17 protein-coding genes are annotated in these 21,088 nt (G+C 64.0%); 11 read left to right on the top strand and 6 right to left on the bottom strand.

What is annotated here, in order from left to right; genetic code table 11:
• The 4 genes from LIG30_RS12980 to LIG30_RS12965 all read right to left on the bottom strand — a co-directional run bounded on the left by LIG30_RS12980 (window position 1) and on the right by LIG30_RS12965 (window position 5,659).
• On the bottom strand, window positions 1-1,194 hold the full coding sequence (locus tag LIG30_RS12980) for an alginate O-acetyltransferase AlgX-related protein (protein ID WP_051995012.1): 1,194 nt from the start codon (window positions 1,192-1,194) through the stop codon (window positions 1-3).
• A gap of 7 nt (window positions 1,195-1,201) precedes the next feature.
• Window positions 1,202-2,632, bottom strand: a complete 1,431-nt coding sequence (locus tag LIG30_RS12975) for an MBOAT family O-acyltransferase (protein WP_038712768.1) — start codon at window positions 2,630-2,632, stop codon at window positions 1,202-1,204.
• Between the two features lie 228 nt (window positions 2,633-2,860).
• Window positions 2,861-3,496: a cytochrome b gene (locus LIG30_RS12970; protein ID WP_235510303.1), complete on the bottom strand. Its 636-nt coding sequence runs from the start codon at window positions 3,494-3,496 to the stop codon at window positions 2,861-2,863.
• Between the two features lie 438 nt (window positions 3,497-3,934).
• Window positions 3,935-5,659: a tetratricopeptide repeat protein gene (locus tag LIG30_RS12965; protein WP_038712766.1), complete on the bottom strand. Its 1,725-nt coding sequence runs from the start codon at window positions 5,657-5,659 to the stop codon at window positions 3,935-3,937.
• A gap of 305 nt (window positions 5,660-5,964) precedes the next feature.
• Between LIG30_RS12965 and LIG30_RS12960 the strand changes: the two genes are divergently transcribed.
• The 4 genes from LIG30_RS12960 to LIG30_RS12940 all read left to right on the top strand — a co-directional run bounded on the left by LIG30_RS12960 (window position 5,965) and on the right by LIG30_RS12940 (window position 10,990).
• Window positions 5,965-6,693 carry a glutathione S-transferase gene (locus tag LIG30_RS12960; protein WP_038712765.1) on the top strand — a complete coding sequence of 243 codons (729 nt, stop codon included), beginning with the start codon at window positions 5,965-5,967 and terminating at the stop codon, window positions 6,691-6,693.
• Window positions 6,694-7,177: 484 nt separating this feature from the next.
• Window positions 7,178-8,329 carry a porin gene (locus LIG30_RS12955; protein WP_038712763.1) on the top strand — a complete coding sequence of 384 codons (1,152 nt, stop codon included), beginning with the start codon at window positions 7,178-7,180 and terminating at the stop codon, window positions 8,327-8,329.
• An 804-nt stretch (window positions 8,330-9,133) separates the two neighbouring features.
• Window positions 9,134-9,472: a P-II family nitrogen regulator gene (locus LIG30_RS12945; protein ID WP_038712759.1), complete on the top strand. Its 339-nt coding sequence runs from the start codon at window positions 9,134-9,136 to the stop codon at window positions 9,470-9,472.
• Window positions 9,473-9,502: 30 nt separating this feature from the next.
• A complete protein-coding gene (locus tag LIG30_RS12940; RefSeq protein WP_038712757.1) occupies window positions 9,503-10,990 on the top strand; it encodes an ammonium transporter in 1,488 nt (495 codons plus the stop codon).
• A 158-nt stretch (window positions 10,991-11,148) separates the two neighbouring features.
• On the opposite strand, the gene LIG30_RS26275 is transcribed toward LIG30_RS12940, so the two are convergent.
• Window positions 11,149-11,340, bottom strand: a complete 192-nt coding sequence (locus LIG30_RS26275; protein WP_152986080.1) for a hypothetical protein — start codon at window positions 11,338-11,340, stop codon at window positions 11,149-11,151.
• Between LIG30_RS26275 and LIG30_RS12935 the strand changes: the two genes are divergently transcribed.
• The 7 genes from LIG30_RS12935 (at window position 11,317) to LIG30_RS12910 (ending at window position 20,129) form a co-directional block, all read left to right on the top strand.
• Window positions 11,317-11,616 (top strand): hypothetical protein, encoded by a 300-nt coding sequence (locus tag LIG30_RS12935; RefSeq protein ID WP_038712755.1) that lies wholly within the window; start codon window positions 11,317-11,319, stop codon window positions 11,614-11,616. The genes LIG30_RS26275 and LIG30_RS12935 overlap by 24 nt on opposite strands.
• 37 nt (window positions 11,617-11,653) lie before the next feature.
• Entirely contained in the window at window positions 11,654-12,820 is a 1,167-nt protein-coding gene (locus tag LIG30_RS12930) for a porin (protein WP_038712753.1), read from the top strand.
• Between the two features lie 1,048 nt (window positions 12,821-13,868).
• Window positions 13,869-16,973 carry an EAL domain-containing protein gene (locus LIG30_RS12925; protein WP_051995010.1) on the top strand — a complete coding sequence of 1,035 codons (3,105 nt, stop codon included), beginning with the start codon at window positions 13,869-13,871 and terminating at the stop codon, window positions 16,971-16,973.
• An 8-nt stretch (window positions 16,974-16,981) separates the two neighbouring features.
• On the top strand, window positions 16,982-17,476 hold the full coding sequence (locus tag LIG30_RS12920) for a hypothetical protein (RefSeq protein WP_051995009.1): 495 nt from the start codon (window positions 16,982-16,984) through the stop codon (window positions 17,474-17,476).
• Window positions 17,477-17,611: a hypothetical protein gene (locus LIG30_RS27460; RefSeq protein WP_268760700.1), complete on the top strand. Its 135-nt coding sequence runs from the start codon at window positions 17,477-17,479 to the stop codon at window positions 17,609-17,611.
• Between the two features lie 299 nt (window positions 17,612-17,910).
• Window positions 17,911-19,479, top strand: coding sequence for a methyl-accepting chemotaxis protein (locus LIG30_RS12915; RefSeq protein WP_038712751.1), 1,569 nt, complete (start codon window positions 17,911-17,913; stop codon window positions 19,477-19,479).
• Window positions 19,480-19,604: 125 nt separating this feature from the next.
• Window positions 19,605-20,129, top strand: coding sequence for an HD domain-containing protein (locus tag LIG30_RS12910; RefSeq protein ID WP_038712821.1), 525 nt, complete (start codon window positions 19,605-19,607; stop codon window positions 20,127-20,129).
• Window positions 20,130-20,361: 232 nt separating this feature from the next.
• On the opposite strand, the gene LIG30_RS12905 is transcribed toward LIG30_RS12910, so the two are convergent.
• Entirely contained in the window at window positions 20,362-20,832 is a 471-nt protein-coding gene (locus tag LIG30_RS12905; protein ID WP_038712750.1) for a hypothetical protein, read from the bottom strand.
• Between the last annotated feature and the right edge of the window lie 256 nt (window positions 20,833-21,088).

The raw sequence follows: 21,088 nt of genomic DNA, 5'->3' as shown, positions 1-21,088 counted from the left end.
TCATCGTGAACAGGCGTCCCCCAGATTGCGCTGCGGGTTTTTCGTCAGCATGCGAACGTTCCGCTCCACGATTTCGAGCACCACGACCGAAGGCGATCGCCGGCGCACTTCGCTTCCGTCGACGTCGCGCCCGAGGTAAGACCACATGTGCGCGAAGTCTTCGGACAAGAACGGCATCAGCTCGCCGGAGAACGAGTCGCGATAGAGCAGCAGGCCGCCCTTTCCTTGCGGATTCTCGGTGAACTGTCCTTCGTCCGGCTGCGCATCCGCGGGCGCCGGAACCGAGCGCGCAAGCCTTGGCGTGCGCTTGTCGAACGTGGTGTTGAAATCCTCGAAATAACCGGGGAGGGACAGCAGGTTCACGGCGATGTCTCCCTGATCGAACGGATGCTGGGTGACGTGCCACTGATCGAGATCGGCCCACGGCGCGCCGGCAAGAACACCGTCACGCACCAGGCGGCCCATGATCGCGCGATAACCGTAAAACGCGCCGAGGGAGTTCCAGTGCGTATCCGTGCGCTTGTAAATCTCGTAGGGCGCGCTCGCCTTCGCATCGATCACGGGCCCGCGAAGATCGATCACGCGCAGATCGGGATCTCGTTCGCGCAGGAATGCGACGACCTGATCGGTTTCCGTCCGGGCGTCAGCCGGGACATGAACGCCCAGCTTTTCCGGATACACAGTCTGCTTGTCCGGCGCAATCACAAAATAGAACGGGATCTTGCACGCCGCCAGCGCCTTGTGGATGTCGCGAAGGTTGTGCCCGATATCCTGAAGTTGCGACGACGACAGCGGATCCTTGCCGAGCAGATCGGCAAAGTGAGGCTGTCCGGGCACGTGATACGGATCGAAAAACAGCCACCGGCCCGGCCCGACGACGACGTCCTGATTGGTCGGTGTGCCCGTGCGAGCCATCTGTAGCCGCGAACCGTAGTAAACGAGCGCATCGCGCATTCCGTATCGGTCGCTGAACCACCGCTCGAACTGCTGCAGCGTGTGGATCGACAGGTCGGGAAAGGGCGTCATGACGCGATTTTCGTGAAGCGGCGCGGGTGCGAAGCTCGCGCGCCCGAACCACACGACAGGCAGCGCGAGGAGGCCGAAGAAGACGGCCGCCACGATCGCCCGATTCACAGCGGCCGCCCAACGCCGCTCGCCGGCAGCCGCCGTGGATGATTCAACATTCTCGAACATGGCCGACTCAGAAGCGGAAGTAGATGAACGGGTTGTACTGGCCAAGCGCGATCGACATGGCCGAGAGAACGAGTGCCGGACCCACGAAGGCCGCGGCGATCCAGCCGTCGAGACTGCGGGCGCGAAGGACGGCGACGATCGGGGCAAGCCGTACCCGAGCCGCATGGAATGCGCCGCCGGCAAGCATCACCGCGCCGGCCAATAACCAGCCGAGGTGCGTCGAATAGAGGCTGTCGAACGTGACGGAAGGATTGGCCGGCACATGAATGCCGAACAACGCGCGATAAAACTGCGTCGCATGCTCCAGCGTATCGGCGCGGAACAGCACCCACGTCATCATGATGGCGAAGATCGCGTACGCATGACGCAAGCCCCGCCAGACAGGCCGGCCGCGTCCGTCGACGCCGGGCATGACGCGTTCCAGCGTGAGCAGCGCACCGTGCGCGGCGCCCCAAAGGACGAAATTCCACGTCGCGCCGTGCCAGAAGCCGGTAAGCAGGAACACGATCCACAGATTCAGCAGCGTGCGGCTCGCGCCGCGGCGATTGCCGCCGAGCGGGATATACACGTAATCGCGGAACCACGTCGACAACGAAATGTGCCACCGGCGCCAGAAGTCCTGCATCGAGCTGGCCACGTAGGGGTAGTTGAAGTTCTCCGGAAACCGGAACCCGAACATGCGGGCGAGGCCGATGGCCATGTCGGAATAGCCGGAGAAATCGAAGTAGATCTGCAGCGTGTAGCAAAGCAGGGAAAGCCAGGCCACCTGCGGCGCCAGCTCCGCCGAAGGAACGCTGAAGCCCGCATCGGCGACCACGGCGAGCTGGTTCGCGATCAGCACCTTCTTGGCCAGGCCCATCGTGAATCGAAGCGCGCCTGCCGTCACGTCGTCGAGAGACGCAACCCGGGATCGAAGCTGCGACTGGATGTCCTTGTAGCGGATGATCGGGCCTGCGACCAACTGCGGAAAGAGCGTGATGTAGAGACAGTAATCGATGATGCTGCGGTTCGGCCTGGCGTTCCGACGGTAGATGTCCACTAGGTAGGAGATCGCGTGGAATGTGTAGAAGGAAATGCCGATCGGGAGCGGAAGCGGCCGGATCACGAGCGGGCCCGCGCCTGCGTGCGCGAGCAGCAGATTGACGTTGTCGGCCAGGAACCCGGTGTATTTGAATGCGCCCAGGATGAAGAGATTGATCGCCACGCCGATGCCCACCACGCGCGCAGGCTTGCGCGCGGCGTCGATGGCGATCGCGAGGCGGTAGTTGATCGCGATCGACACGACCAGAAGAATCAGGAACCGAGGCTCGCCCCATGCATAGAAGACGATGCTGGCGACCGCCAGGGTGGCGTTTCGCCAGGCCCGAGGGGTCAGGTAGTACGCGAGGAACGTGACCGGGAGGAACAGCCCGAGAAAGGCAATGCTACTGAAAACCACTGGTTAGCTCTCTTGTTCGGTTTTGACCGGGTTCCACATTCACGGAACCCTGCCACGGGAGGATGCCGTCGCCAGAAGCAGACGGCCCGGCCGAGGTGTGACCGGAGCGGGCAGATTTTACCCGGTGGCTGGACAATTTGTCCGGTCGCACAACGGGCCAGATCGACGCGCGCTGCGTGCGTGTCCGGCCGGCGTTCGAACAGAGAGCGCGCATCGTATGCGCGCGACTCACAGCATTCTTCGCAGCACGCCGTTACGTGCGATCCACTGATGCTTGACGACCGCGAGCACATGCAGCACGACCAGCGCGGCGAGCAGCGCGCAACCTGCGCGGTGAATGGCGAAGAATCCGTCGGTGAGCGTGCCTTTCGCGAATGGCGTGTGAATCTCGACGAGGCCGAAAAACGAATAGCCGTTCGGCACCATCAGGAAACCGCTCGCGAGCACGACACAGATCGTCGCATAAATCAGGATGTGCATCCGGTGCGCCAGCGCGCGTTGCCGGGCAGAAAGGCCGGGCAGTGCGCGAGGCTCGACGCGCACGAGTTTCCAGCCCAGCCGTAGCGGAAAAAGCGCGATCAGCACCGTGGCGATCGACATGTTCAGCCGCGACAGGAAATCGTGCACCGATCCGCTGGCGAGGCGGGCCAATGTATAGCCCGCGATGCTGGCGTAAATGATGCCGGCGGCGAACACCCAATGAAAAAAACGTGCGATGCCGTCGTAGCGATCGAGATCGCGCCGGCTTCCCGGCTGACGTTCGTCGCATTGGCCGACGCAAGCGCTTGCAATGGCCGCGGCGTGCGGTTCGCCCGCGCAATCGCCGCCATGTGTTGCCGTTTGCGGCATCCGGTTCACAGACACGTTCAAGTCCAGGTTCGTTAGGCGGAGTCGAAACGCCGACGCGCGCTTCCCGCGTTGCTCGATGTTCGGCGAACGTCGAGCGGATTCGGCGCCGGTTCGCGAACGAACGCGCTTTCGAGGGCGAATCGTACCGATGCGGCGAATGCCAGTCAATGTAAACGCAAATGATAAACATCCGCATTTACATTTGTCTTGATGCGTCTTTCATATGGATTGCGCCAGGGTTTCTGGCGCCGGGGTTTCTTGCGGGGGCTGAGCGCGTGTGTGCGACGTTCCGCTTCCTGGGGCGCGGCGGTGCGGTGGTTCACGAACCGAGTTCGAAGGGCGGCATCGAGGCGCTTCGGCGCACTGGCTTCACGCGCAAGTGCCCCGCGCCGGCACCTCGCGCCTGTATCCGGCGCCCGCCCCCCGTGCGCCTGTCAGTCGGGCGGGTGCAGGCTAGACCGTGGTTTTCCCTTCGGCGAGCGCCGCCAGTGCATCGCGCACCGCCGCAACCACGCTGTCCCAGTCGCCGAGTGCCGGCTGCCGGAACAACCGCGCGCTCGGGTACCACGGACTGTCGGTGCGATCGAGCAGCCAGCGCCAGCACGTGTCGAAACGGTTCATGATCCACACCGGCTTGCCCATCGCGCCCGCAAGGTGCGCGACGGCGGTGTCCACGGTAATCACCAGGTCGAGGTTGTCCACGAATGCGGCGGTGTCCGCGAAATCGGCGAACGCGTGCGTATGATCGACGATACGCTCGGCGAATTCGGGGCGTGCGGGCAATTGCTGCGCGGGCGCCCCTTTCTGCAGGCTGTAGAACTGAACTTGCGGCACGTCGAGGATCGGTCTCAGCAGTTCGAGCGCGACCGAGCGCCGTGCGTCGTTTTTCCTCAACTCCGCGACGTGCGGCCGGTGGCCGCCGGCCCACACGAGGCCCACCTTCAGGGCGGGCGCGGCGCCGCTCGCGAGCCGTTCTTCCCAGTGCTGGACAGCCGATTCGTCGGGGCGCAGGTAACGCGTCGCGGCAGGGATGTCCGCCAGCGCCGTCCTGAATGCAAGCGGCAGGCTGAGCAGCGGCGTGTGGCAATCGAATGGCGGCAGCGGCGCGCCTTCCTCGATCAGTTCCGCGACGCCGTCGAGTGTTCCGAGCAGCCGCATCAGCTCAGGTGGCGCTTCGAGAACGACTTTCGCTCCCATGCCGGCGACGAGCGCCGCATAGCGACAGAACTGCAGCGTATCGCCCAGCCCCTGCTCGGCATGCAGCAGGATGGTTTTACCCTCCAGCGGAAATTCGCCGAGCCACAGCGGCTGAGCGAAGCGGCGCTGGCTCGCCTTGATCCGGTGGCGCTGCCACCGCCATTCATATTCCTGCCAGCCTTGCTCGAGCCGGCCCGTCTGAAGCAGGCACAGCGAGCGGTTCCAGTGCGCCTCGGCAGAGTCCGGCTCCAGCGCGAGTGCGCGTTCGTACGACTGCAGTGCCTGCTCGTGCTGGTTCAGGTCGATCAGCGTGAGGCCGAGGTTGTTCCACGCATCCGCGAGCGCGGGGGCCAATTCGATCGCGCGTCGATAACTCAGTTGCGCGTCGTCGGGGCGATTCATGTCGCTCAGTGCGTTCGCGCGATTGCTCCACGCCTCGGCGTAGCCGGGCTGCAATGCGATGGCCCGATCGCAACTGGCCAGCGCATCGGCGGGGCGGCCCATCTCGCGCAGCACGCAGGCACGATTACTCCATGCCTGAGCGAATTCCGGGCGCAACGCGAGCGCGCGCTCGAAACTCGCGAGCGCGTCCGCGAGCCGGTCGAGCCCGGCCAGCGCATTGCCGTGATTGTTCAACGCATCGGCGAAGTCGGGTTGCAGCGCCAGCGCGCGACTGGCGCTCGCCAGGCCCTCGCCGAAGCGGCGCTGCGCGTTATACGCATACGCGAGATTCGAGTGAAGCGGCGCCTGCATGGTGTTGATCGCGATGGCGTTCTTCAACAGCACGATGCCTTCGTCAAAACGTCCCGCCTGCAGCGACAGTGCGCCCAATAGCTGGGTGGCCTCAAAGTGTTTGGGGCGTATCGCGAGAATCTCGCGATAGAGTTCCTCGGCGTCCGCATGCGCGCCGTTCTGCTGCAACGCGACGGCCTGGCGCAGCATCGCATCGAGCTTGCGTTGCTGATTTGCTGTTTTGCTCATAAGGGGCGGGATTGCCGGCTCATCCGTGGACGCCGCGGCGGGTGACGCGGCCGGCTTCGATCTTGATCGGCTGAATGGCTGCGATTATCGCCGAAAAGCTGCGGTGCAAAGCCATTCCGCATCCGGCCATTCAGCAAAGGCCGCGAGGAACGCCCTCGGATTCTGTGGTCGCATCGGATGACGGCCATGGAGGTTGCGCCTAGACTGAAACGTGTCCCCGGGAGCGCGCCGCGTTGCCCGATTGCGAAGCCCGCGGCGGTGCGCCGGTTCCATGATGGTTTTCATGCAAGGGAGTGGAGGGCGCCATGCGCTACGAACTCTATTACTGGCCCGGCATCCAGGGCCGCGGCGAATTCGTGCGGCTGGCGCTTGAAGCGGCCGAAGCGCAATACGTGGACGTGGCACGCGAACCCGCACGTAACGGCATGGGCGTCCCGGCCATGACGCGCGTGCTCGAAAGCGCATCGGAAGCATGCCTGCCGTTTGCGCCGCCGTTCCTGAGGGCCGGCGACCAGATCATCGGGCAAACCGCCAACATCCTGCTGTTTCTCGGCGCGCGGCACGACCTCTCGCCTCGCGACGAGGCGGGGCGGCTGTGGGTCCACCAACTGCAGTTGACGGTGGCCGACTTCGTCGTCGAGATTCACGACACGCATCATCCGATCGCCAGCAGCCTGTATTACGAGGACCAGATGCGCGAGGCCGGGATGCGGGCCAAGGATTTCATCAAGCATCGACTGCCCAGGTTCCTCGATTATTTCAGCACGGTACTCGCCCACAATCCGCACAAGAGCGGCCACATGGCCGGCGCCAGCCTGAGCTATGTGGACCTGTCGGTGTTCCAGGTGATCGAGGGCCTGCGCTATGCGTTCCCGCGTGCGATGGCGCGCATCGAATCGAAACATGCCGCGCTGATCGAACTGCATGACAGGGTCGCGCGGCATCCGCCCATTGCGCGCTATCTGGCGTCGGATCGACGCATCCCGTTCAACGAAGAGGGGATCTTCCGGCACTACGCGGAACTGGATCGATAGCGTCTGCACGATACCCGGCCGTCAGGGGCGCGAACATTTCGGCGTTGCGGCGATTGTCCGCTGGAACGTGGCCGCACCGCCAGAATCCGGTGGCGTCGAATCGGTGCGCCGTATCCCGCTTCTGCATCGACGGAAAAAACGGTAATCGAGCGACGCTCGTGACGCCCGTGAGCGCCCGATTCGCGCGTGCCACCGCCGTTTTTCGCCATCATTCATCGCCGAGCCTGACCGGACTCCGAAAAATATTGACGCGAATATTTCCTACAAATCGACTACAAAATGCCATCGTGAGCATTACTTTTAAATCGACCGCACAACCGCGCCGCGGATCACTGTTGCATATTCCCAACTAATGGTGCATCAAGGCGCCATAAGACTATGAGTCAGCAATATGAAGCGCTATGCTCCGGGCCGCAGCTTTAATCAACGTTCTGTCCGGGCATTGCGCCGGCCAAATAAGTAGCGTCGTAGGGGACCCCATCTGATGAAAAAAATCGTCATTTCCAGTGCCGTTGGTGCACTTTTCGCTGTTGCTGCGTCGTCGGCATTCGCTCAAAGCTCGGTCACGCTGTATGGCCTCGTCGATACGGCAATCCGCTATCAGACGAATGCGGGCCCGGATGGCAAGGACGTCGTCGGCATGACGGTCGGCCCGGAAACCCACAGCCGCTGGGGCCTGCGTGGCAGCGAAGATCTGGGCGGTGGTCTGGCCGCGATCTTCCGTCTTGAAAACGGCTTCGAAGTCAACACGGGCAGTCTTCACCAGGCGAACACGCTGTTCAGCCGGCAGGCATACGTCGGCCTGAAGAGCGACAAGTACGGCGAACTGACCTTCGGTAACCAGTATGCGCCGCTGTACGACACGATGGGTGACGTGTTCGATCCGTTGACGGTCGGCGACTACTGGCAGGACAGCTGGGCGTGGAACGGCATCGGTTCGTTCCTGACCGTCAACAACTCGGTCAAGTACAAGTTCTCCGCCGATGGCCTGAGCATCGACGCAATCTACGGCTTCGGCAACCATGCCGGCGCAATGGGCCTCGACGCCACGTATGGCGTGGAACTGACGTATACGCACGGCCCTGCGTCGCTCAACGCGGGCTACCAGCAGACCTCGGTGTCGACGGTGAACGGCGCCACGACGGCCAACGGCGCGAAGGTCAGCATGGCGCACGTGAGCAGCGCGTACCAGATCACCCCGACCGTACGCCTGCTGGCTGGCTGGCTGCACGCGCAAGACAAGACGGGCACGACCGACACCAACATGCAGCAATCCGGCGCGCCGAAACTGCCGGGCCGCAGCCCGAACCGTATCGACGATACGTTCTACGTTGGCGCGAACTGGCAAGCAACGGCGCCGCTGCTGATCACGGTGGCCGGCTATTACGGTCACGCTCGCAATGCTGAACGTCTCGACGGCACGCTCGGCTCCGGCATCAACTACTCGGCTACCGTTCTCGCCGAGTACTCGCTGTCGAAGCACACGGAAGTCTATGGCACCGCGGACTTTGCGCGTGGCAACGGCGCGTTCGCCGCTGACTATCCGGGCGCGACCAACCGTACCACCGGTTCCGTCGACCAGATCGGCCGCACCAACAACGTCGGCGTGGCAGTCGGTATCCGCCAGATGTTCTGATCCCGCACGGGATGTCGTTTGCGTCCATGCGTGACGCAAACCGCCTCCGGTTTCGGTCCGCACCGCGGCTGAAGCCGGAGGCCGAAAACCGCTGTCCTCATGCGCCCGGCCGAACGGTTCGGGCGTCATGCACGCGAGCGGATTGACCGCAGGTTCAATCGCTACGCTCGCGAACCCGGCATCCCCTGTCGGGAAGTGCCCGCGTCATCCCGAATGACCGCCGCGGCCGAACACCCTCTCAAGCTCCCTCTCATGCTGCACGCCTGTTGCGCCCGTTCGCGTGCGCCGGATGCGCGCACGCGAACGGTGGAATAGTTCCGGCCCATGCGGGTCCGGGCGAACGATGCGGGCCTTTCGGGGCATGCCGGCCACCACGTGCGACAGCGATCGCAGGCCCCCGGGCAGCGGGAGATCGATGCCGGCGCCGGCGACAGAAGCCTGCAGAAAGGTGGCTGTCGACGAAATGTAGTCGTCGGACAAAACGTCGACGAGCACGGATGCACGCTATTGGGTCGGCAGCGAGACAAACGTGCTTGGCGATGGTGCATGCGATCCACGTGCCAATTGATATGCAATCCGAATCGACGTTCGGGAAATGGCTTTCCGGGGCAAGCCCGATGCCACGATTCCATTGCCGTGTCGACCGCCGAACGACGGGGTGCATGCCGTGTGATCGATCGTGCCCGGGCGCGCGTTCGGGCGGCGCGTTTCGCGTGCATTGTCTCGGCTGGCACGACAGTTGCTCACTTCATCGGATGGTTATGCAGGTGTCTATGTCTGATTGGGTAATGAAAGGGAGACCAGATGAAATTGATAAGTGCAGTCATCAAGCCGTTCAAGCTCGATGAGACGCGCGAGGCGTTGTCCGCCCTCGGCGTTTCGGGCATCACGGTGACGGAGGTAAAGGGGTTCGGGCGCCAGAAAGGGCACACCGAACTGTATCGGGGCGCCGAGTATGTGGTCGACTTCCTGCCGAAGATGAAGATCGAGGCAGCCGTGTCCGACGATCTCGTCGACCAGGTGGTCGAGGCGATCGAACGGGCCGCCCGCACCGGCAAGATCGGCGACGGCAAGATCTTCGTCACGCCGATCGAGCAGGTGATCCGGATCCGCACCGGGGAGACAGGCGCGGACGCGCTGTAACACGAGACGAGCGATTAGAGGAAACCAAAGATGCGCAAACTTCTGATGTCCCTGCTGATGGCCGGCTCGCTGATCGCGGCCGGCGTCGGTTCCGCAATGGCAGACGACGCGGCTTCCGCCGTGACGGCGTCCGCCCCCGCAGCATCGGCGCCCGAGGCATCGGCTACCGCCGCGCCGGCCGCTTCGGCCGCCGCCGCGTCCGACACGTCAGCTTCCGCCGCCGCGGCATCGGCTGCCGCACCCGCATCGGCTGCCGCCGCACCGGCTGCGCCGACCGCGCCGTTCTCCGTCGATTCGTCGAAGATCAATTCGGGCGACACCGCGTGGATGCTGACCTCCAGCGCGCTGGTGCTGTTCATGACGATCCCGGGCCTCGCGCTGTTCTACGGCGGCATGGTCCGCAAGAAGAACGTGCTCGCGACGGTGATGCAGAGCTTCGCGATCACCGCGGTGATCACGGTGCTCTGGACGGTGATCGGCTACAGCCTCGCGTTCACGCCGGGCAGCGGCTTCATCGGCGGCTTCTCGCGCGCGTTCCTGTCCGGGATGAACTACATCAAGGGCGACAAGGCGACGACGCTGACCGTGAGTCACCTGGCGACGACGATTCCGGAATCGGTCTATTTCATCTACCAGATGACGTTCGCGATCATCACGCCGGCGCTGATCTGCGGCGCGTTCGCCGACCGGATGAAGTTCTCGGCGATGCTGGTGTTCATGACGCTCTGGTCGCTGATCGTCTATGTGCCGATCGCGCACATGGTCTGGGAGCCGAGCGGCTGGCTGGCGACGGACGGCGTGCTCGACTTCGCGGGCGGCACGGTCGTGCACATCAACGCGGGTATCGCGGGCCTGGTGTCGTGCCTGGTGCTCGGCAAGCGCGTCGGCTACGGCCGCGAAGCGATGGCGCCGCACAACCTGGTGCTGACGCTGATCGGCGGCTCGATGCTGTGGGTGGGCTGGTTCGGCTTCAACGCAGGTTCGGCGGTGGCGGCTGACGGCCGTGCCGGCTTCGCGATGCTGACGACGCAAGTCGCGACCGCCTGCGCGGCGCTCGGCTGGATGTTCGCCGAGTGGATCGCGAAGGGCAAGCCGTCGGTGCTCGGCATCGTGTCGGGCGCGGTTGCCGGCCTGGTGGCGATCACGCCGGCGGCGGGCTTCGTCGGCGTGACGGGCGCGCTCGTGATCGGCATCGCGGCGGGCGTCGTCTGCTTCTGGTCGGCCACGTGGCTCAAGTCGAAGCTCGGCTACGACGATTCGCTCGACGCGTTCGGCGTGCACGGCGTGGGCGGCATCCTCGGCGCGCTGCTGACGGGCGTGTTCGCGGTGAAGGACATCGGCGGCGCCGACGGCAGCGTCATGCTCCAGCTCAAGGGTGTCGTGATCACGCTGGTCTACAGCGGCGTGCTGAGCTTCGTGTTGCTGAAGGCGATCGACATGGTGATCGGCCTGCGCGTGACGGAAGAGGAAGAGCGCGAAGGTCTCGACGTGATCCTCCACGGCGAGGCGATCGAGTAATCGACCCGGCGCCCGCCCATCGGCGGGCGTCGACGCCAGTCGGCCAATTCTGTCGAAACAAACGACCCGTACCGGCCGGCAGTCGCTTGCCGGCCGGCGGGCAAGTGCCGGCCGCAATCGCACGATCCCGGCGGTTCGTCACGGCCGGGCGCCGGCCATCAGGCATTCGCGGCGTGGACGTTGCCTTGCTGCCGACCGTAAAACGGAATGACACGTGAGAGGAAACCGACATTGCAGCTGCGCAAGGCAGTGGGGCGCGCGACGCTCGCATACGGATACGCCTGCGCAACGCCATCGGCCGCGCCGGGCATGACGAGAGCCGCTTCATGAAAGACGACGATCAGCGTCATCCCGTCGTATTGATCGTGCTCTCATCCCAGATCGTCTGTCTGGCGACATTCGCATTCGCCGAGGAATTCGTGGTGAAAAACCGGTGGATGGGCGCGGGTTTCGGATTGAGCTTTCTGTTCGGCCTGATCCTGACGCGCGGCTATATCGGCATGTGGCGCAATCGTAGCGACGAGATCAGCCTTGTCGGGTTTCTCCGGGAAAATCCAGCCTATTTTGCAGTGTTGACCGCAACGCTGGGCGAGGCAGTGGCGATACTGGCCGCCCGCCATGTTTGAGTTTTCATTGTTTGACCACATTGCGGAGTTTGACGGTATGAAAAAATCTCTGTTGGCACTCGCGCTGTCGGGACTGTTTGCCGTGTCGGCACACGCGCAAAGCAGCGTCACGCTGTACGGTCTCATCGACACGGGTATCGTCTATACGAACAACCAGGCCGGCCACAGCGCGTGGCAAATGGGTACGAGCTCGACCCAGAACACGGTCTTCGGCCTCAAGGGCTCGGAAGACCTCGGCGGCGGATTGCATGCCGTCTTCAAGCTGGAGCAAGGCTTCAATCTGAACAACGGCACCATGGCGTTCGCCGGCGACGGCTTCGGTTCGCAGGCGTGGGTCGGGCTGCAGAGCGATTCGTATGGCACGGTGACGTTCGGGCGGCAGTTCGACGTCGTCAACGACCTGCTCGGGCCGCTCTCGGCCGGCAGCAACACGTGGGGGGGCAACATGGCCGCTCACCCGTTCGAGAATGACAACCTGGCCGCAGATTCGGTCGTGACCAACAATACGGTCAAGTACGTGAGCCCCACCTGGAACGGGCTCACCTTCGAAGGCATGTACGCGTTCAGCAACAAGGCCGGCAGCTTCGCGAACAATCGCTCGTATGGCTTCAGCGCGTCGTATTCGCAAGGGCCGGTCAACTTGGCGGCCGGATACCTGCAGTTCAACAACGCCGGGGGCGGCGTGGCCGGCTCCAATCTGAATGGCGCCATTTCGCAGGGCGACGGCAGCGCCAACTTCATCGCGGAGCGTCAGCGGATCTGGGGCGCAGGCGGCAACTATACGTTCGGCCCGGCGACCATCGGCCTGGTATGGAGCCATACGCAGATCGACAACATGGCGAGCGTCATCTCGCTGGGGCTCGGCAGTTACCTGCCGACGAGCGGAACCCTGCGTCTCGACAACTACGAGGTGAACGCGCGCTATGCGATCACGCCTGCATGGAACGTTTCGGCGGCGTACACGTTCACGGACGGCGCATACGACAATGGCACGACGGCTTCGTCGCCCGCATGGAATTCCGTGATGCTCCAGACCGACTACGCGTTGAGCAAGCGTACCGACGTCTACCTCGAGGGCGTTTATCAGCATGTGCATGGCGCGCCGGCCGGTTCGACGCTCGGGCAGGCGATGATCAACACGCTCTCGCCGTCGTCGACGGGCACGCAGGTGGCGGTTACGCTGGGCTTGCGCCACCAGTTCTGACGGCGCGGCCCGCGGGCAGCGGCACGGTCCGGCGCGTGGTCAGGCGCCGGACCGTGCCGCAGGGGCGCATGACGTGCCACCGGGTTGGCGCGGGCTACCGCGAACATCCGGGTTCACCGACATAAGCCGCAATGTCTGTTGTGCGCGCCATTCAACAGTTGTTTCGCCGTGCGCTTCCGGCAGCTCATCGATCCACCATGCCGCGATGCGCGTTCGGGTCCGCGGGTTCTCCCGCACCAAGTTTCGTCTTCCTCGCCCGCTGCCCTCGATGCGGCGCCCGTCTTCCCCGGCATCCCCCCGCTTGAAGTTCTCTTTCCTCCATGCACCGGCTTCCTGTCCCTCCGCGAAAGGATGATCGGAGAACTCCCGTTTTATGCAAATTCGCATAACTACATATCCGATATGTCCTGTCGAGTCTTTCGCATCGTCGATCCGGCGCGGCGCGCAGAATCTTGATATTGCTCAAGCTTTAATATGGAAAACGTTTTCCTGAAGGGTTTTCCCTTAGCGTTTGACAAATTCTTTTAATGGATAAATAGGACGATTGCCTATTCGAAAACGGAAGCGTAGTGCGTAAACAGCGAATCGTTGCACACCATGGCGAAGCGGTCCTGCGCCATTCGACGTGTCGCTCGGCAAGCGGCACGGAAAATGGCCTCATGGACGAAGTCGGTTGGCGAAGAACGAGCGGCTGGGAGCGTTCCGCGAGGTCCACGTCGCGACCGCTCAGGTCGACTGAACGACGTGGCGAAACGCGGCGTCGCCGAAAACCGGTTGCCGCAGCAGCACATCCCTGAGGTTGCCGCACGAGCGCGCGATGCGATTGCAGCGTGCGGTCGCTCGTCACTGCCGGCCGCGCGTCAGGCCGGCTGGTTTTCGATCCGTACGCATTTGAAAGGATTCGCGAATAGCGGAATGCACGGGGCGTTTTGCCTTGTGAATCGCGCTAATTCGAAAGGCTATTGTAATTATGGGTGGACCCACCGAAGATCTGGCTTTCAGCCTTTTTGCGCTTGACCAAAGCGTTCTTGGCGCCGCCGATTTCTATATGCTCGCGCGTTCGCTCGTGGAATGGGCAACGCGGGCGGGCCTGGCCGCGGCGTTTGTCGTCACGCCGGATTCGCAGGGTTGGCTGCGCCCGGGGCCGTCGGCTGGCGACGGCGTAGACGCGTATCTGCACGACACGCGGATGTCGATTCACGATTCGTGCGCAGAGGGACGCGGGCCGGCTGGCCGCGCGTGGCGATCGCAGCAGTTGCAGGTCACCGCGCTTGCGCGTCGTGACGACGGCACGGACGCATGCCGATCCGGCGAGCCGGTGACCCGCTGGCGCGCCTGCGCGACAGTGCCGCTCGCGGATGCGCGGCAGTGCATCGGGCTGCTCAACCTGTTCAGCGACGACGAGGACGCATTCACGCAACCGGGGTGGGCGGAGGCGCTCGCGCATATCGGCCTGATCGTGAGTGTCGCGCTCGACAGGCTGCACCTGAGCGTGGAGCAGACCCGGTTGCGTGAGCTGTCGTTGCAGGACGCATTGACCGGGCTGCCGAACATGGCGGCGCTTTCGCTCCATCTCGAGCAGGCGCTGGCGCGCGCGTTCCGCGCGGGCATTCCACTGGTGGTCGGGTTGCTCGATCTGGACAAGTTCAAGCCCGTCAACGATCTGTTCGGACATGAGGCGGGCGACGACGTGCTGCGGGAGATCGCCGCCCGCTTGCGTGATGAAGTGCGCGCGAGCGATTTCGTCGCGCGTCGCAGCGGCGACGAATTCGTGGTGGTTCTCGAGGGCGTGCAGGACCCCGAGGGCGTGCTCGGGCCGTTCCTCGAGCGGATGTATGCGCGGCTCACTCAGCCCGTCAACATTGGCAGCATGTCATGGCAGTGCGGCGTCAGTCTCGGGCTTTCCGTCTGGCGGGATTTCACCGCGACGAGTCCGGACGATGCGCTGTCCGAGGCCGACCGCGCGCTGCGCTCGGTCAAGATACGCGGAGGCGAAGGCGAGCCCTGGTGGTGCTGGGCGACGGAGGGCGATGTACCGGAACAGCTCGCGACCGGCACCCGGAGCGATTCCGATTCATACAGCCGGCATTGGGCAACGGAACTGGCCGAGTTGTCGGTGCAGCTCGAGCGCAATGCGGCCGTCATCGTCAACGATTTCTATCAGCGCCTTTCGCGTTTGCCGAAAAGCAAGCGAATTCTCGACGCGCTCGACGTCCCGGGGCTGCAGCATCTGAAGGCGCAGCAGATCCGGAACCTGTTTGCGCTCGCCGACGCGAACCTGACCGAAGCCGATCATCGCGCGACGGCGTTGCGTGTCGGCCGCATTCACGCGATGGTGGGCCTGGATCGCGAGGAGCTCGTGCGCAGCCGGGGCATTCTGGCATCAGCCGTGGATCGCCGGCTGGCGAAGTCGGCCGGCCGGGAAGCATTGCAGGTTTTTGCGCGGCGCCTGAACCGTGATCTCGCCTTTCAGGCGGAGGCTTACCAGTTCATCGAGGAGGAGCGCCGGCGCGCGCTGTCGCAGATCGCGCGCGTGGCATGGAACAGCGAAAGCTACGCGGACCTGATCGCGCGCATCGTCGACATACTCGGCACCTGCGACGAGGTCGCGGGCTGCGCGATCAGCCGGCGGGACCGGTACGGCGTGTTTCGCGTCGAATCGGCGGCCGGGCGGATTCTCGCCGGCCGCATCGTGGAAGCGGAAGACGCGGGCGCCGGCGCGCCGCACGATTTGCCGCTGCTGGCGTCGGCATGGCGCAGCGGAAACATCGAGCGCTGCATCAATGTCTCGACCGATCCTGCGATGACGCATTGGCGGTCGGCGGCGATACGCGAAGGGTTGCGTTCGGGTGTCGCGATTCCGTTGCGGCAGAAGGGCGGGGTGACGTTTGCGGTGCTCGCGTTGTACAGCGCGTTCCCGGGCGGCTATTCGTCGGCGGATCAGGAGGCCTTCATCGATCTGTTGCAGACGCTGCTGTCGCTCGCGATCGGCCGCTTCGCGAGCCACGAGGGCACGGCCAGCGCGATTCCGCATTCGACGCGGAAACGATGGAAGGCGCTGCTGCAATCCGACGCGCTGCAGATGTACTGCCAGCCGATCGTCGAACTGAAGACGGGCCGCGTGACCAAGGTCGAGATGCTGGCCCGGCTCGACGACGGCGCGCGCGTGCTGACGCCGGGCGAATTTTTTCCCGCGCTCAGGTCCGGCGATTTCCTCGATCTCTATGTTCGCGGGTTGCACGTGGCGTTGTCCCATCACGCGGATTGGCGCCGGCGTGGCATCGAGCTGGGCGTGTCGCTCAATCTGCCCTGTAGCGCGCTCCTTGACATCCGTTATTTCGACGCCACGCGGCAGGCACTGGAAGTGCATGGCTGTCCGCCTCACATGCTGACGCTGGAATTGCTCGAGGCCGAGGCGCTGCCTTCGGACGCCAGCGTGTCCGTCGAGCTGGCCAGGTTCAAGTCGCTGGGCGTGACGCTTGCGGAAGACGATCTCGGTGCGGGGCACAGCAGCCTGTCGAGGTTGCGTGAGCTGCCTTTCGACTGGATCAAGATCGATCGCAGCATCGTGAGTCTCGCCGGCCACGATGCGTCCACCGTGCTCAGCTTCATCTACCAGCTGACGCGGCTCGGCCACTCGCTCGGCAAGTCCGTGATCGTCGAAGGTGTCGAGAGCGAGGAATTGCTCGAAGCGTGCAAGGTGCTGAATGTCGATGCGGTGCAGGGATACGTGCTCGCGCGGCCCATGCCGTCCGGGCAGCTGCCGGAGTGGATCGCGAGCCGGCCGGCCTGGACCGGTCTGCCGGATGCGCCGGACGGCATGCTGGGCAAGCTCGCGCGGCTGCTCATCTGGGAGGAGCGGTTGCATCTGGTGCGGGGTGATCTGAGTGCGGTGGCGCGGCTTGTCGAGGTCATGCGGGCGCGCGCGAGTCCGCCGATCGCGCATGTGGCCCAGTCGTCGCAGCAGCCGTTCTGCCGGGAGTGCCGGCTCTCCGAGTTCTTCACGGGAATCGATACGACGCTGCCCGATGACGAAACCTTGACGCAGGCACTGGTCGACGCGGCGGTCATGCACGGTCCGCGCAGCGCCGCTTACCACGCGGCGCGCAGTCGTGTCGTTTCCACGTTCAGTATCGATTCGCCGGCACCGTAAGCGGGGCGATGGCCGGCGGCGCATGGGGCGCGTCGTCCGGCCCGGGGCGCGATGAAATCGCGTTGTCAAGAAACAAGCATGTGGCCGGCGCGGTGCGGGCCGGTGGCCGTATCGCGCGCTTCGGCTCATTCGCGGCACGTTGGGTTGGCATCCTGGAAGCGCTCCCGGGGACGAAGAAAATGAGAAGAAGCATTGACCGGAACGATGGTTTCGAGCGGATATGGGCCCGACTCGAAACGTTCTCAAGGAATCCGAATGACAACCGTGTCCTGCGGGGGCAGGTCGACGATTTGTGCATCGAGTTGTTCGATCGCTGGTGCGAGCGCCGCGAGCTTGCGCCGCTCGTCTATCTTTTGTATGCGTGGCCTTTTTTTGCGTCGACACGTCATCCGGTCGAGACACTCGCGGCCGTGCTGCAGGAATTGCTGATATTCCACGATGACGTACTGGACGATATGGATCGCGAACTGATTGCCAACATTCATGAATTGACGGGTTGCTGAATGCTGCCGACTCTTTCTGTTCCGCTGTCCGGCGCAGCGATGCTCGCCGGCCGCAACGCGTTCGTCCGTCACGACATGCTGCGGGAGAAGCGGCGCCTGCATCTTCGCGTCGAGCATCCTCCGGATATGCGTTGATTGCACGCGATCGTCCTGTTTGTCAGGCGATGAAAGCCGATGTCATGCACGCCATTCCGGGAGGCTGAAAACGCTTTTGCGCAAAGCGGAAAAGACCTTTCGGAGGGCCGCAAAGCAATCCGCGCAGAACCGTTGATTCTGATCAATCGGGCGAATTCATAGGGATTTTCGGTGCGGGCATACTTGCGTTCCCTGCGGCGGTCCGTGCGCCATTGCGCCGGCCGGGATACGGCGACATCGGGGTAAATGCCGCTTCCACGCTGCGGCGGCGAGTTCAAATCAGCGAGATAAACAATAAGATGCGTATCAATCTTCCCGTCGCGGATAGCGAATACCTGTTGCCACCGGATGAAGTCATCATCACCCGGACCGACTGCCACGGCGTCATCGAATATGCGAATGCCGCCTTCTTTCGCAGCAGCGGATTTTCGCGTGACGAGGTCATTGGCCAGCCGCAAAATATCGTGCGCCATCCCGACATGCCCGAGGCGGCCTTCGAGGATCTGTGGTCCACGATCAAGAGTGGCAATCCGTGGACGGGCGTCGTCAAGAACCGGCGCAAGGACGGCGGGTTCTACTGGGTGCTCGCCAACGTTACGCCTGTCGTGCGCGACGGCCAGATCACCGGATACGTCTCCGTGCGCACGCGTCCGAGCGCCGACGACGTCGCGTCGGCCACGCGGCTGTACGAGGATCTGCGCCGTGAGCACGGGTCCAGGTGGCGACTCAAGGGAGGGCGAGCGATCCGCAAGGGCATGCTCGGCGCTCCGCAGCGACTGCTCGCGCTTTCCGCGGTCGGACGCCTCGACGCGATCCTGGCTGTCGAGGCACTCATGATCCTGCTGGTGCCGGCCTGCATGTCGGCCGGATTTTTCGGGCAGGCGACCGGGGTGCGGCTCGGATGGGCGCTCGCGATCGTGGCCGCGTCGTGCTGCGCGATCATGGCGGCATACATGGCGCGCAATTTCTTCGCGCCGCTTGCCCAGTTGAACGACAGTGCGCTCGTCGTCCTCGCCGGCGAATTGCAGCACCGGTTTCGAGAGTGCGGCGATGCGCAGATGCGACTTCTCGGACGCTTCCTCAACCAGATGAACGGCAAGCTGACCGGCGTGCTGATGGATGCGCGCGGATCGATCGACAGCGTGCGCAATGCGTCTTCGGGGCTGGCGCTCGGGAATGCCGATCTGTCGGCGCGCACGGAACAGCAGGCGAGTGCGATCGAGCAGACGAGCGCGACATTGGGCCAGATCACCGACACGGCCAAACACAATGCCGAGTCGGCGGAACTCGCCAACGCCGAAGGGCGGCGCACCGCCGAGGCGGCATCGGCCGCGGCGGATGCCGTGCGCCGGTCGGCGCGCCTCATGGAGGATCTCACCGGCCACTCGCGGCGCATTTCCGAAATTACCGGCACCATCGATGGCATCGCCGTGCAGACGAACCTCCTCGCATTGAACGCGGCGGTCGAGGCGGCCAGGGCGGGCCAGCACGGTCGCGGGTTTGCCGTCGTGGCCGGCGAGGTGCGCACGCTGGCGAAACGGGCAGAGGTGGCCGCCAGGGAAATCAAGTCGCTGATCGAGAGTTCGCTCGACATGATGGCGGCGAGCGCGCAGGCAGCCGCGAGCGCCGGGTCTGACATGGGCAAGGTCGAGCAGTCTGTGGCGGAACTCACACGAACCATCTCGGCAATCGCTCAGGCAAGTGCCGGGCAAAGTCTCGAGATCGGGGAGACGCAGCTCGCGGTGGAACAGCTGGCTCAAATCACGCAGATGAATGCAACGCTCGTCGAGGAGTCGGCGGCGGCGTCGTCCGATCTCAACAAACAGGCGCAGTCGCTCGAGGATGCAGTCCAGGTATTGATGTGCTGACCGGTGGCGCGCGTGCATCAGGGCTGCGCGAATCGGGTGACGTTGCAGTACAGGCAGAATCTGCAAGAATGGGAGGCTCTGCGCGATCGAGTGACCGCGCAGGTCTGTCAGCTCAAAGGGTGTCCATGAACAAATTGATTGCAGCAATCGCATTCGCGGCGGACAAGCATCGTCATCAGCGGCGAAAGGATCACGAGGGTTCGCCGTACATCAATCACCCGATTGCGCTCGCCAACGTACTTGCGAACGAAGCCGGGGTGGAGGACGAGCGCGTGCTGGTCGCTGCCGTGTTGCATGACACCGTCGAGGACACCGAGACGACCGAGCAGGAATTGCTGCGCGTGTTCGGCAAGGACGTGGCGGACATCGTGATGGAAGTCACGGACGACAAGGATTTGCCGAAGGATGAGCGCAAGCGCCTCCAGATCGAACATGCGGCGCACATCAGCCGCCGCGCCAAGCTGGTGAAGCTGGCGGACAAGATATGCAACGTGCGGGATATCGTCACGAGCCCGCCCGCGGATTGGCCGCTTGAGCGAAAGCAGGCGTACTTCGACTGGGCAAAGGCCGTCGTCGACTGCATGCGCGGCGTTCATCCCGGGCTGGAGGCGATTTTCGATGCGGCCTACCAGGCGCGGCCGCTGGCTTGAGCGTGTCCGCGGAGGCGCGCGTTCCTGACGATCGTCGCATCGGGGCTGCGTAGGCGGTGCCGCGCGCCGTTACCGGCATCGATGTCGGGGGAAACGGAAACGCGGGCTCGGGCGACGCCTCGAGCGCGACGTCGTGGCGGTGCCGCCGGCCGAGTCGCGACCGTTCCACGATCGGCCGGCACGGCGGGCAGATCCGCCGTCGGGCGCTGCTCGCCGGGCGCATGTCTGCAATCTAGGCGTCGAGAATGGATGGGGGAATGCTTTCCGGATCCGGATCATTCGCCTGTTCGTCATGCGCTTCCGCATCGTCGACCATCGTCGCCGCGACGTCGATCAACTCGAGCAGGCGCTGCAACAATGCCTCGCGCCAATCCTCGTCCGCTTCCTGTTCGGGCGTCTTGTCCATTTGCTCGAGGATGGATTCCGCGGTGTGCAGAAACGGGATGGCTTGGTGGTAGTTCTCGATTGCCAGCATGGCCGCATTGCGCGCGCCCACGAGCATCGCCCGGTAATCGTCCGCGAGCTCGGATTGCCCGCCGATACGGTGCAGCACATCTGAAATCCGCTGCAGGCGCGGCGGCACCTGTTCTTCCAGGGCGGTTGCGCGCCGGCGAAGTGCCGCGTAGGCAGCGCGAAGGTGTGCTTCGTCGAATGGGGTGTCGCTATCGTTCATCGGTGAAGTGGATTGGAGCGGTCGCGGCATGATACTCGACAGCGAGCCGGGCCTGCGCTCGGGACCCGGCCGGGTGAACGGTATGCCCGAGTCGTTTCGGGGATGTGTGTGCGATCCATATTGAGGAGCGGGTGAGGGGGGGGATGAGGGAGGTGGGGCTCGGCCCGCGCGTCGGCCGCGCCGTATTAAAGATCGTCACCCGTCAAATGCGTCCGGCGTGATGGCTGGCTTATTCGTTAAAAGCCTGCGTGTGCAGGCTTTTAATATTTTTTTCACAAACCTCTTG

Origin of the sequence: Burkholderia sp. lig30, assembly GCF_000687455.2 — a bacterium.
In the GTDB taxonomy this organism is placed as follows: Bacteria; Pseudomonadota; Gammaproteobacteria; order Burkholderiales; family Burkholderiaceae; genus Burkholderia.
This window is presented reverse-complemented; position numbering and strand designations above follow the sequence as displayed.